We start from the raw sequence: 14062 nt of genomic DNA on the forward strand, positions 1-14062 counted from the left end.
GGGGATCTATTAGGAAGGGGAGACGGGTGTGACAACAACGGTGTATCTTACACGGCACGGACAGACGGAATGGAATGTCCAGCACAGGATGCAGGGACATCAGGACTCGGCACTGACGCCTCTGGGTGTGCAGCAGGCACAGTGGCTGAACCGTGGATTGCAGGGGGAGGAGCTGGATGCCATCTACTCCAGCTCCAGTCCGCGGACGCTGAGGACGGCGGAGATTGTCCGCGGGGAACGGAACGTTCCCATAATTCCTTGCGATGAATTCAAAGAGATCTGCATGGGGGTCTGGGAAGGCTGCGATTCGGCGGAAATTGAGCAGAATGACGCGCAGCAGCATCATTATTTCTGGAAAGATCCCGGTAAGTTCCGCGTAGAGGGCAGCGAGTCCTTCGCAGAAGTCCAGGAACGGGCACTGGGCAGGCTCCGGGAAATAATAGAGCAGCACGAAGGGCAAACCGTACTCATTGTAACCCATACTGTGGTGATCAAAGTGCTTATGGCTTATTTTGAGCAGCGGGCCATGGATAAGCTGTGGGATCTGCCCTATATTTATCCGACCTGCCTGTGCAGGATTGATATTACAGACGGGGTGCCGGAGATTATACTGCATGGAGATACCAGTCATTATGAGGTCACTGAAGCCGGGATGGAGTCCTGAAAGTTTCGGTTTTTAACTTGCGGGCTAAAGAATACAATGCAGCAGACAGGCGGTGTCCGGTTAACGGGCATCGCCTGTCTGCATGATCGGAGGACGTTAAGGTCTGGATACAGAAGGCATAACCGGTCCGCTGCTCTGCAGCGTCCGGGCTTCGAGCACAGAGAGATCGCCGTCGAGCGCCTTCAGCCCGGGGAGGAGCAGTGCGAGTCCGGCGCATAACACCGGCAGCAGGCCTGCAGCCACGAACAGGGCCGGCACACCATAGAGCTCGGCCACGGCCCCGCCGGCAAATGCGCCAAAAGGCTGCAGGCTGCCGCCGATCAGAAAACGGATCGAGTTGACTCTCCCCTGCAGATTGCCGGGAACCAGCCGCCCGTGCAGGGAGGAGCTTAAGGAACCGAAGAAGGGGCCCAGCACTCCGGTTACAAACACAGCGAACAGGGCAAAGTGGAAGCTCGGGATCAGCCCCCACAGCGCTGTAGCCGTACCAATACCTGCAAGGCTGCCCAGCATAATCAGCCGCCGGCGCTTCATTTCACCGAGCAGAGAGATCACACCGAGTCCGCCTAAAGTGCCGAGTGCCGAGACAGTAGTCAGCGTGCCCATAGCCGCCGCGTCGCGGTGAAGTACCTCACGGACGTATGGCACCATCATGGTCCAGACTGCAATAGAGCTGAGGTTGCTGACCGCAGCCATGCCCATAATGGTAAGCATAGCCGGAAACTGCCTGTAGAAGGTAAAGCCTTCGGCAATTTCGCGCAAGTAAGCAGAGAGAGAGAAAGTGCCAGAGGCAGCCGCCGGCCGCGGCAGCTTAGGCAGATACAGCAGGGTCACAATGGCTGCCGTGTAGCAGATGGCATTTATGGCCAGCGCCGGCAGTGCACCGCTGGCGGCGGTCATGACGCCGGCGAGGGCCGGGCCGAGCAGGGCGGCTGCGCTCTTGCAGCCGTCGATGACGGCGAAGGCGCGCACCAGCTTGTGATTGCCGGTGATGCCGGGAATCACGGCCATTGCTGTGGGCAGGAACAGTGCCGCACAGGCTCCGCTGAGGCTGGCAGCAGCGAATAGATGCCACAGCTGCAGCTCTCCGGCGAGGCCCATGCCAAGCGGCAGGGCGATGGCGAGCAGGCGGATGGCCGCCAGGAAGGCCATGAAGCGCACACGCGGCAGCCGGTCTGACAGCGGTGAGCCGAGCAGCCGCAGCACCAGCTCCGGAATGCCGGCGCTTAGTGCCAGCGCGCCCATCGCCAGCTTGGAGCCGGTCAGCTCATAGACCAGCCACTCCATGGCCAGCAGTCCGAAGGCGTCCCCGAAAGCACTTAAAGAGATGGTGGACAGCAGTCCGTAATAACTGCGCTTTTGCATGATTTTCACTCCATTCATAGACATCTCTTCCCGGGTTGGCCCTGGATCAGGGTTAGGGAGAGAGGGGCACGGCGGATCATAAGGGACCGGAAGGGCTAAAACGAGATCAGGGACTAATGCGAGCATAGCTGGTGCAAATCAAGAGAGTTAGTGCGGCATCAGGAGGGGTGGCGTGAGATCAGGGCAGTTCATTTGAGGTCAGGCGAGCTGACCTACCCAACAGTAGAGTTACAACCAAATTGGGCAGCTCGCGCCATCACACCGTTTCACGCCATTACGCCAGCTCATGCTATCACGCTGGTTCACACCACCACACCAGCCTAAAGGTTTTCTTAGCTCTTTAGATAGGTTGCTATGCGTTCAGGCAGAACGGTCAGCGCCTCCGGGCGCAAACTGTACGAGCTGCTTTTGCCGTTGGTATGCACAATGACCAGACCTGCTGCCCGAAGCGCGATCAGATGATAATGGATGGTGCTTTTAGAAAGGCCCACGCCCTTGACGATTTCGGTGAAATTCAGCTGGCTTCCGGCAAGCAGGCGCAGAATGAACAGCCGCGTTTCATCCGACAGAGCCCGGGTAAGCCGCATCAGTGCGGGGGCAGGACGGCCCTCTTCTGGCGGAATAGCGTCGCAGGAGTAGGTAGTGAATACAAATTCCTCATACAGCGAGGAGGTCACTAAAGGACGGGAGTGATATTGCGGAATAAGAATGGCCTGCTTCAAGCCCTCCACAGGATATAACCGCATACCCTCTGTAGCCTGCTCATATACCTCCATGTCATTGCTTCCATCGAGTTGAGCCCGTCTGGAATCTGCCTCCTGCTGCAGCCCTGTCAAAATCCGGGGATCAATTCCGCTGAAATAACCGGCATTCCATTCACGGATAATTTCCGAGGCTGAGCTGCGCAGGTCGCTGAGATTTGAGGGGACAGACTGCCCGAAGCGTCCGGCAATCTCATACAGCTCCCCTGGAGACAGGGCGTCGAACCAGTTCAGGAATCCGTCCACAGAACGCTCTCCGGGACAGCTCCAGATATAAGGCGATAAGCTGAAGTCACCGGTCATCGTCATAATCTCCCGCATTTTCTGCAGCAGCCTGGGAGCGAACTGTTCCTGAACCTCCCGCACCCAGAGCTTTCCGGCGTCCATAGCGTTATGGTTTTGTTTCCACAGGAATGCGTTCAGACTGGTGATACATTCATACATTGGCGCAAAATCCACTTCAACCTTGTAACTCATCTGATTCCTCGATTCTGTTTTAGTTGGGTATCTCTAATTTGAAGTGATAGTCAAAACGGTTGTGTATTGTTATTTGTTCTATAAATGTAGAACTATTTATTGGTTTTATAATAAACGAATTAATTAGGATTGGCAATAGGAGGAAGAAAAATGTACAGGTGCCGTGGACGGATTAGGCTTGGACAGTACATAGAGTGAAGGCAGCGGTCTAAAGAACGTAAAGTGTAAAGCGTAAAGCGTGGACGGTGGGACATTTGAAGTTGGACAGTAACAGTAGAACGTAGAGTGTGGACCGAAGAATGTAGAGCGAAGACCGTGAAGTGCAAACCGTAGAATGTTGACTGTGAAGCATGGACTGCGGAACGTAGGACGTGGTGCGTGGATATAGAACGTCGAGTGCAAACTGTAGAATGTAGACCGCTGACCGTGAAGTACAAACCGTAGAATGTAGACTGTGAGTATGGATTATAGACGTGGAGCGTGGACTATAGAAACGTGGAACCTAGAGCGTAGAACATAGACCGCAGACCGCAGATCCAGCAGTGCATTTTTCTAACGGACCGAGGATCCCTTATTTACACCAAAATCGCCATGATGAACGGCTAACGGACTTCAGTTCCGTTATGTAGAGCAATTTTTCCTTAAAAGGCATGATCCTGCGGTAATAAGGGAACTACGGTCCGTTAGCTTGAAAAGAGGAGCAAACGCGAGGAAATAACGCCCCTACGGTCCGTTAGCGTATGAGCAGCAGGTTCAGGAAGTTTTTCAGCTATGTCTCCCGGGATACAGTTAGTCTCCACGGATACGGAATAATAAAAAAGCGGAGATCCCGCTGGACGCTGACCGCGTCCAGGGAATCTCCGCTATTTGGTGCTGCTGTGCAGCAGTTACAACGCTTGATGCTGATGGTTAGTTGATGAACTCCAGGAATTTCAGTGTCTTCTCCAGCATAGTTACAGCTTCCGCCCGTGTAGCATTATTCTGTGGTGCGAAGGAGCCGTCCGGTCTGCCTTGGATGATCAGTTCAGCGGCAATTTCCTGTACTGCTGCCTGTGACCAGGCCGGGATCTTCGCAGCATCGCTGAACTTGGCCAGCGCAGCCGGACCGGCAGTCAGGGTTGTGCCGGTATACTTGATGGCTTTGGACAGGATCACTGCCATCTCCTGGCGGGTGATTGGGCTGTTAGGTTTGAAGGTGCCGTCTGTATAACCTGTAATCAGGCCCGCAGCGGCTGCTGTCTGTACGGCATCAGCGTACCATGCGCTTGTGCTGACATCACTGAATGAGGTTCCGCCGCTTACTGTCGCAAGTCCCAGTGAACGTGTGATCAGTGCAGCGAACTCAGCACGGGAGACCATCTTCGATGGTGAGAACTCGGTGCTGCTCGTTCCTGTGATGATCAGTTTGGAGGCCAGAAGATCAATGGCTGCTTTTGCCCAATGTCCAGCGGTATCTCCGAATGTCTTGGAAGACTGGACAACCGTGTAATAGCTGTTGCTGTTTCTAGTGACGCTGACTTCGGTGGTTCCATCGGCCTTGGCCGTGAATACGGAAGGCACGAAGGAAATGGTGCCGGTAGCCGGATCAAAGGATACGGCTGTTGCATTCTGCGGATTCAGCACGGATGGAGCCGTGAGCGTACGCTTCACATAAGTGCTGCCGAAGTTATTCAGCGGCACACTGTTATTACCGGCTTGCGCTGTAATGCCAAATTCAATGACCGGAGCTGCCAATGTAACGGAACCGGCTTGTGCAGTCAGGGCCTGGTTCACGCTGTTGAGCGTATCCGGATCTGCCTTAAGGATTGAGACTGTAATTGTAAAATCACTTGTTCCAAGCTGTGCAGCCAGTGCAGTTCCATTTACGATACCGAGCGGAAGGGAATAAGACGCTCCATCCGTAGTGAACGTAAGAACTGTCGCAGGATTAGCTGCAGCCTGCTGGATCAGTACGCTGGCTGGAAGCACAGCCTGTGTTCCGCCTGCTGAGGAAACCAGCGGGATGACCAGTTCGCTGCTGCCCGCCGGCAGAGCGGCGAACTGTGCTGTCAGAGACTCAGCAGTAAGTGTTGTTACCTGCGGTGAAGCAGAAGGTGCAGGTGTTGCTGTTGCAGAAGGTGCAGGTGTTGATGGCGTTCCGCCATTTCCGCCTCCACCACCCGGAGGATTAGTTGGTGCCGGTGCTGCACCTTTCAGATCCGTAATCCGGCCTTCTGTACCTATATTCACCGTTCCGACTTGTCCCAGATAATCTGTAAACACTTCATAATCCGGCAGGTACAGCTCATAATAACGTCCGTCTGCCTTAGCTGCAGCCAGCGCGCGGTAGAAATCTCCGCCGCCTGCCATGAAGGAGTTCGTAGACAGGATATAGTAAGCATCCAGGTCAATCGGCACATAGCTGCCGTCAGCCTGCTTAATGTCTACTGAAACGATACGCTCTCCTTCCTCCTCCAGCAGATTCGAGGTAGGATTGATCTTTTCCGCCTGCTTCGTGGAGTCATAGGTGTATCTCATACCCGATACCTGGGCAAATCTGCCCTGATCGCCTTCCAATCCACTTACGCTGTTTTCAAGGGAAGAAATGATTTCTTTTCCCGTCACCTTCAGGGCTACCAGACTGTTGGAGAACGGCATAACCGTCAGCACTTCACCGAGTGTAATTTCGCCCTGATCGATGCCGGCGCGGATGCCGCCGCCGTTCTGGATGGAGACAAAGCCTTTAATGGCAGCCAGCTCGCCAGCAGGGAGAAGCTTGCTTACGAGTTCGGTTGCCTTGGTGTTAATACCATCGGCAATGAGATTACCCAGGTTAGTTTCTTCTTTGCGGACCACGCGGGTCATCTTGCCGTCAATCATCCGCTCATAGACCAGTGGAACCTCAGTATTGCCAACAACAGTCTGACGGATTTCCTTCAGCTGGTCGTCATATTTGACCAGCATTTGCTTCGCTGTAGCATCTTCTGCAAATTTGGTTGTATCGATCAGCTTTCCGTTGTACGTAGTGATGACACCTTCATCGTCGAAATTAACATCCAGTTCGCCGAGGTATGTGCCGTATTCACCGGTTTGTACAATCAGTGTCGGCTCGCTGTCCGCGTTAAGGATCACAGGAGCGTCCAGCTTGGTGTGGGAATGTCCGCCGACGATCACGTCAATGCCCGCAACCTCTACAGCCAGTTTTTGGTCAACGCTGTAGCCCAGATGGGACAGGGCAACAATTTTGTTAACGCCCAGTGCCTGCAGGGATTTCACAGTGTTTTCGGCACTGGTCTTGTAATTCTTAAAGCTGATGTTATCGCCAGGTGAAGAAAGGCCCACGGTATCTTCAGTGGTAAGAGCGAGAATGCCAATTTTCTCTCCGTACACTTCTTTAATGACGGATGGATAAATATGACCGTCCTCTACTGGAGTCTCCGAAGTGGAGCCGCCAACGCCGTTCACAAAAATCTCTTTCAGCTCATTATCCTTAGTCGTAAAGTCAATATTCGAGCTGATGAACGGGAAGTTCGCCTGATCGATGAAGGTTCTCAGCGCAGGCAGACCCCTATCAAACTCGTGATTACCAAAGGTCATGGCGTCATATCCGATGTAGTTCATGAATTCCAGATCGGCAAGGCCATTAAATTGGGTGAAATACAGGGTTCCGGAGAACACGTCCCCGGCATCCACCAGGATGGAATTCTCCGTACGCTCCTGCTTGATCGCAGTCATCCGTTTAACAACAGTTTCCAGATGGCTATGCGTGTCATTGGTATGCAAGATGCGCAGGGAGAAGTCCTCATCCGGTGCTGCACCTTTCAAATCCGTAATGCGGCCTTCGAGTCCAACCTTAACCGGCTTGTGTTTAGTCAGATAGGACAGAAGAACCTCAAAATCCGGAAGTCCCAGCTCGTAATAACGTCCGTCAGCCTTGGCTCCAGCAAGAGCACGGTAAAAGTCACCGCCACCAGCCATAAAGGAGTTCGTAGACAGGATGTAGTAAGCGTTCCGGTCAATTGGCGAATAAGACCCGTTTGCCTGCAGGATCTCAACAGATACGATGCGTTCGCCTGTTTGTGTTACCTTACCGGTTACGGAATCAACAATTTCCGGTTTTTTAGTAGAATCAAAGGTGTATTTCATCCCGGAAACCTGAGCAAACCGCCCTTGGTCGGAGCTTAGTCCACTAACGGCATTTTCCAGTGAGGAAATGATTTCTGCACCCGTTACTTTGAGTGCAACCAGGCTGTTGCCGAATGGAAGAGTAGTCAGAACTTCACCCATAGTGATGTCGCCCGTGTCGATGGCTGCGCGAATTCCGCCACCATTCTGAATGGCTACAACGCCTTTAATGGAAGCGAGGTCGCTTTCCGATACAAAGTTAGGCATTAACTCTCTAACCTTTTCTGCAATACTGTCGGCAATCAAGTTTCCGATCGGAGTTTCTTCCTGTCGTACAACGCGAACGGACTTACCGTCGATGATGCGGTTAGTGTAGAGATCAACTTCTGTTGAGCCTACAACTTCGCTGCGGACAGCAGCCAATTCAGCATCATATGGAGCAAGCAGCTTCTTAGCCTCAGCATCCTCTCCGAACAGGTTAACATCAAGCAGCTTACCGTTATAACTCAGAATTTCGCCGTCTTTGTCGAAGGTTACGTCGAGTTCACCCAGAAATTGGCTGTATTCGCCTGTCTGAACAATCAGAACGCTTTTACCGGTTCCTGCATTAACAACCGGAGCCGGAGGATTGTCTATTTTCGTATGCGAGTGTCCGCCGACAATAATATCAATCCCCGGAACAGCTTTGGCCAGCTCCTGGTCAACGGTGTAACCTAGGTGGGTAACCGCGATGATCTTATTGATACCTTGAGCTTCAAGCATTGCTACGGTATTCTTTGCACTTTCCACATGGTCTTTGAAGCTGATTTTGTCTCCGGGAGAAGCCAGTCCCACGGTATCCTCGGTTGTTAAGCCGAAAATGCCGATTTTCTCACCGTAGACGTCTTTGATGACAGCCGGATAAATGTTGCCGTCCTTGGCTGTACTCTTTGTGTCGTCCGTTTCAATGGTCCCGATAGAATTGTGGAACAGCTCAGCAAGCTCGCTTTTTTTCGTCGTAAAGTCAATATTCGAGCTGGCAAAAGGGAATTTTGCAGCCGTTACGAAGTTTTTCAGTACTTCCGGCTGGTCTTTGTTCAGGTCAAATTCGTGATTACCAAAGGTCATGGCGTCATAACCGATGTTATTCATGAATTCGATGTCAGCCTGCCCCTTGAATTGGGTGAAATACAGGGTTCCAGAGAAAACATCCCCGGCATCCAGCAGCACCGTGTTACCTGTCCGTTCACTGCTGATTGCGGACGTGCGCTTCGTTACATTTTCAAGATGGCTGTGTGTATCATTGGTGTGCAGTACACGCAGGTTGAAGTTGTCTGTTCCGAAGTCAATTTGCGTCAGCAGCGGATCATGGTCGCTTACGCGGCCTTCTTCCTCCTGGAAGTCGGCATTAATATGCACAATATCCAGCTTGGACCGGCTTGCCAGTCTGTTATTAACCAGCATGTGATCCAGGGTCTGAGAATTACCCTCGTAGATGTAAGAGTAACGTTCACCTAAAGGCAAAGTATCGATCAGGTTAGTCAATGCACTGCCTTTCAGGGTTTTCAGTGTGTTGGAGAACTGGAAGTCATTCAGGTCGCCAAGCACAACAATGTTAGCTTCAGGGTTTTTGGCCAGTACATCGGAAACAAAGCCGTTCACAACTGCAGCGATTTCCGCCCGCTGGGCTTCACTTCCTTTAACCGGAGGCTGCACGCTGCCGTATAGACCTGTATCTCCTGTCTTTGAATTGAAATGATTGGCAATCACCAGCACTTTCTCATTATTAAAAATAAATTCGGCCGCAAGCGGCTTACGGGAGTTGCTGAACGCAGGGTTAGCTGGATCGATCCGACCCGGGTTCATAGTGAGTCCACCAGCTTCGGTATAACCAGTAGCTGTTGTTGCATCACCTTTGGTCGCGGCCGGAGGCAGGGAGACCCGTGCGGTATTGTAAATAAATCCTGCACGGATATTGGCTCCCGGTGCGCCGCCGTCCATATTATTAACAGGTGCTATGTCGGTATAGGCGTAGGTCGGTCCGCCTTCCTGTTTGATCGCCTCAATGAGTGCGTTATAGCTCTCGCTGGCATCAACGACTCCAGTGTTGTCGGCGCCATCATTATCCTGAATTTCCAACAGGCCGACGATATCCGGAGTTTGCAGATTGCCTACAATCGCTTTGGCCACATTGGTGATTTTTGTGGAGGAGTTTTTCTTTGAGAAATTCTCCACATTAAAAGAGGCGACAGTCAATTTGTCTTCTCCTGCGATCAATGCAGTGGTTTCGCGTTCAATGGATGTTCCGGCACTTACTGCGGGCAAGTCTCCGTCCGGACGCACTTTGAAGTTGCCGTAATCATATCCTAGGATACCTGTGATATTGCCGCTGAATACTTGTCCTGTTTTGACAGGGTTGGCAGGTTTCTTGGCAATCAGAATACGCTGTGGATTATAATCAGCTCCAGTAAGAACCAGGCCGCCTGCCGGCGAGCTGACTTCTGTTGTGCTGGCGCCGTTGTTAACAGTAACCGGGATTTCGTAATCATAAGGCCCGATAATCTGCGGGTTATTAAGCTGGACACGCATACCTTCAAGACTCTCGTAGAAGTCTAGCGAATATTTTGAAGGGTCAAGCTCTTTCGTCAAACCGCCGGAAATGGCAGCCGTGGGGATTGTCCGCCCGCCTGTGCCGAGAATTGTAGCTGCCGGAAGTGCGTTTCCGGAAGAAATAATAGCAGCCTGAGATGCTGCAATTTCTGTGGTCAGGAGATCAGAAGCGTCTTCATAGCCGCTCTCTTTATATTCCTTAACAAGTCCGTCCACAAGCACGGAATCGCCAACCTTTACAGTATTACCGGGGAGATATACCATAATGGCTTCAGAAGTCCTTACATCGTTGTCGGGGGTAGCGGTTTGAATATAAAATGTGCTGCCGCTCTTATAAGTTACAATCCCCTTAACGCCTTGTACCAGCTGCCCCGCATAAGGCGAGGATTGGTATGTACCCTGGATTTGGGGAATTGAGAGTCCGCTAAGTGCTTCCTCGGTCGTATAGCTGAACTGGGAAATATCACTGTCAGCTTTTCCTTCTTCTTTGGACAAGGCTTTTATAAGAACACTGTCATCTTGTAAAAGAATCGGGGTGCTGTACAAGGTGTAATCAGCTATGGCTGTAGGGCTGCCGTTTGCATATACACTATAGTATACGCTTGCAGTTACACTGCTGGTGGACAGGGAAAGTGAAGTGCCCTTGCCTACAAGCTGCCCGCTTGCAATAGAAGCTGTAACAGCAGGAGCCTTGGCATTGTCTACAGCGGAAGTACGCGGGTCCGGTGCTTGTACAATAAAGTCAGCAGCGTTGGTATCGGTATCTAATCCGCGGTTTCCTTGTGGCAGTAGGAGAGATTCCTTACGTACGGCTGCACTGCTGTTAGTCAGAGCTTTGGTACCACCGCTTCCTGGTGGACCTTCATATTCGTTGGTTTCACCGTAGCCGACAAGATCGATCCGGTTTCCGTCTTTATCAAGCAGATCAACCTTGCCTTCCGCACCGCCCAATGTCAGTGTGCCAACCATATTCGGGGTAGGTAAATCATCGGTTCCGCCGGCTCCTGCAGATTGCTGAATCAGATAGTAGCCTTTTGCAGGAATGATCCCTGACAGTGTAGTCCCTGAATTGTTGAAAGTACTTGTCTTGGCTGCGTACCTGACCTTCCATCCAGTCAAATCGATAGCTGCATCAGTAGGATTGTAGAGCTCGATGAAATCATTTTTGTACTTGGCTCCGGAGTTTCCTCCGCCGCCATACACCTGGGAGATCACGGGAGCGCTGTTATCCTGGGCCGCAGAAGCGGTTTGCGGGGCGGGTAAGGCGATTCCGCTAACCAGCAAAAATGAGAGTGCTGCCGAGCCCCATTGCTTTCGCCTGGACGAAATGTTCATTTGTTCGAATCTTCTCCTCTCGGTTAAGAAAATATCAACCTACTGCCAGTCTAGCATTCATTTGTTAAATGATAGGTTGTCTATCATTAATATATATTAAACGGTGGTTGAATAACATAGATTTTTTGGTAGTTTTGTTTAAGTGCATAAAAATCAATGATTTATTTCTCAAAACATGCATGATAATACGTATATTCACTGAAAAACTTGATTTATATTTAATATTTATAAACTATTAAATGTTAAGTATATGTTATATCTATGTAAAAAGATCATTAAAAAATCCCCTGGCTTGCATAGGGCCAGGGGATTTAGTCTCCGAGTATCCGCACAAAATGATCTTTCGTCAACGATTAAGGTATTGCTTGCCGCCTAAATAAGGCCTTAGCGCAGCCGGTATATAAACCGACCCGTCCTCCTGCTGATGATTCTCCAGCAGCGGGATCAAAATCCGGGGAGTGGCTACCGCAGTGTTGTTCAGCGTATGGCAGTACTTCAGGCGGCCGTCTTCATCCCGGTAGCGGATGCCTGAACGCCGGGCCTGAAAGTCATGCAGATTCGAAGCCGAGTGTGTCTCGCCGTAGGCTCCTCTGCTGGGCATCCAGGTCTCAATGTCATACTGCTTATGCGTCTTCAGCGCCATATCTCCGCTGCATACGGCAACTACGCGGTAAGGCAGCTCCAGCAGCTGAAGGATGTGTTCCGCGTTGGCCAGAATCTCCTGGAGCATCCGCTCCGAGGTATCCGGGTCATTTTTACATAGTACCACCTGTTCAATCTTCGAAAATTGATGGACCCTGTACAGGCCGCGGACGTCGCGTCCTGCCGAGCCTACTTCACGGCGGAAGCAGGTCGACATTCCGGCAAGCCTCATAGGCTCACCAAGATCAACAATTTCATCACTGTATAATGATACAAGCGAAACTTCCGAGGTTCCGGCCAGCCAGCGGTTGTCTCCGCCCAGCTCATAAGTCTGATCCTTGCCGCCGGGGAAGAATCCGGTCCGTTCCAGTGCCTCCGGCCGGACAATGACCGGCACATCCATCGCGGTAAAGCCGCGCTCTGCCAGCACATCCAGTGCCAGGCGCTGCACGGCAAGGTGCAGCAGGAGGCCGTTCCCTTTAAGAACGTAACTGCGCGAACCGCCGGCTTTGACTCCGCGCGGAATGTCGATGATATCGTGGAGCTCGCCGAGTTCCACATGATCGCGCGGCGTAAAGCTGAATTCCGGCGGATTTCCATGCTGCCGCAGCTCCACGTTCTCACTGTCATCGGCGCCGATTGGCGTATCGGCCGACACCGGATTTGGCGCAAGCAGCAGCAGGTCGCTGCAGCGCTGTTCGGCTGCGGTTAGCGCAGCTTCCAACGTACCCAGCAGGCGGTTGATTTCCCGCACCTGTTCTTTCGCCCGCTCCCCCGCAGCAGTATCGCCCTGGCGCAGCCGCTGCTCTACCTCTTTGGTCAGCGCGTTCCGTTCCGCCCGGTGCTGCTCCGTCTCCCGCAGCAGGCTCCGGCGTTTGTCATCACACTCCAGCAGCTCATCCAGCGGAAAATCCACCTTTTTCCATATCACCGTATTTCTCACGAGCTCTTCATTTTCCCTGATCCAGTTCATGTCCAGCATGCCGCATTCGCTCCTTTTGTCTGAAAAAATACAAAAAACGCCCTCATCCATGGGACGAGGAGCGTCAGCTCGCGGTGCCACCCAGGTTGACCAAACTCCGGTAGGTCTTACTTGCACGGAATCTGATCCTCTTTGGTCTTCGCGGTAACGGGCGAAACCCGGTAAACTTAGGAAGCAACGGAATTGCTCCGGTCGCAGACGCCTCACGGTTGGATGCCGGTCATTGGCCTGATCGGGATGTGATATTGCCGTTTATTATAGCGCAGAGGACTGGGGTCTGCAAGGGCTTTTAGCGTTTGACAAAATTCCTTGCGCTCTGATAGGATTATTACTAATTTGAAGTAATGGGGCCGGGATAACCGGATATTTTATTATAAATTGAAGAGAAAGAAGAGGTGCGAGCATGGCGAAAATAGTTGTGATTAACGGAACACCCTCCCTGGTCTCACGGATCAATGCGGTGATTGAGTATGCAGAGGCTGATTTGCGCGGACGCGGATTTGAGGTGGAGCGGATCAATGTAGCCGAGCTCCCGGCAGAGGATCTGATTCATACCAAATTTGAAAGCGAACATATCGTCAAAGCCAATGGCCTGGTTGCTGAAGCGGATGCGGTTATCGTCGTCAGCCCGGTGTACAAAGCTTCCTATACAGGTGTGCTGAAAACCTTCCTGGATCTGATTCCGCAAAAAGGCCTGGCCGGCAAAATTGCCCTCCCGCTCTTTATGGGCGGCAGTCTGGCGCATCTGCTCTCCATCGATTATGCGCTGAAGCCGGTGCTGTCCGTGCTGGGCGCACGCCATATTCTCGGCGGTGTATATGCGGTCGATTCCCAGGCTGTGCGCAATGACCAGGGTGTCGTTGAACTGGCAGAGGAGCTCAAGCTGCGTCTGAACAGCGTGCTGGAGGAGCTGGCGGAAGAAACAGCGCATAAAGCCGGACGCAAGGCAGGAGAGTAACTGATGCCCCGGTAACTGCTTACGAGTCAAAAACAGACCCCGACCTCCACAGGCAGTGGAGATTGGGGTCTTTAGTTTGTTAACCATACCAGCCAGCTGAACCCGGGGTGAAGGTGCAGCTTGTGCCGATAACCCTAAGTGGAAATTTTCCAGCTTATTCTTAGGCAAATACGGATATTACAAAT

6 protein-coding genes are annotated in these 14062 nt (G+C 52.1%); 2 read left to right on the top strand and 4 right to left on the bottom strand.

Going from position 1 to position 14062, the window contains the following annotated elements; genetic code table 11:
* Positions 1 to 28: 28 nt before the first annotated feature.
* Positions 29 to 664: a histidine phosphatase family protein gene (locus tag C2I18_RS14095; RefSeq protein ID WP_249901765.1), complete on the top strand. Its 636-nt coding sequence runs from the start codon at positions 29 to 31 to the stop codon at positions 662 to 664.
* A 96-nt stretch (positions 665 to 760) separates the two neighbouring features.
* On the opposite strand, the gene C2I18_RS14100 is transcribed toward C2I18_RS14095, so the two are convergent.
* The 4 genes from C2I18_RS14100 to serS all read right to left on the bottom strand — a co-directional run bounded on the left by C2I18_RS14100 (position 761) and on the right by serS (position 12919).
* Complete coding sequence (locus tag C2I18_RS14100; protein WP_249901766.1) at positions 761 to 2029, bottom strand: MFS transporter; 1269 nt, start codon at positions 2027 to 2029, stop codon at positions 761 to 763.
* 332 nt (positions 2030 to 2361) lie between these two features.
* Entirely contained in the window at positions 2362 to 3267 is a 906-nt protein-coding gene (locus tag C2I18_RS14105) for an ArsR/SmtB family transcription factor (RefSeq protein ID WP_249901767.1), read from the bottom strand.
* 909 nt (positions 3268 to 4176) lie between these two features.
* Complete coding sequence (locus C2I18_RS14110) at positions 4177 to 11295, bottom strand: 5'-nucleotidase C-terminal domain-containing protein (protein ID WP_249901768.1); 7119 nt, start codon at positions 11293 to 11295, stop codon at positions 4177 to 4179.
* Between the two features lie 346 nt (positions 11296 to 11641).
* Positions 11642 to 12919, bottom strand: coding sequence for a serine--tRNA ligase (gene serS / locus C2I18_RS14115; RefSeq protein ID WP_249901769.1), 1278 nt, complete (start codon positions 12917 to 12919; stop codon positions 11642 to 11644).
* Positions 12920 to 13322: 403 nt separating this feature from the next.
* Between serS and ssuE the strand changes: the two genes are divergently transcribed.
* Entirely contained in the window at positions 13323 to 13877 is a 555-nt protein-coding gene (gene ssuE / locus C2I18_RS14120; protein ID WP_249901770.1) for an NADPH-dependent FMN reductase, read from the top strand.
* Positions 13878 to 14062 lie beyond the last annotated feature (185 nt).

The sequence above is a fragment of the Paenibacillus sp. PK3_47 genome (genome assembly GCF_023520895.1).
In the GTDB taxonomy this organism is placed as follows: domain Bacteria; phylum Bacillota; class Bacilli; order Paenibacillales; family Paenibacillaceae; genus Paenibacillus_AQ.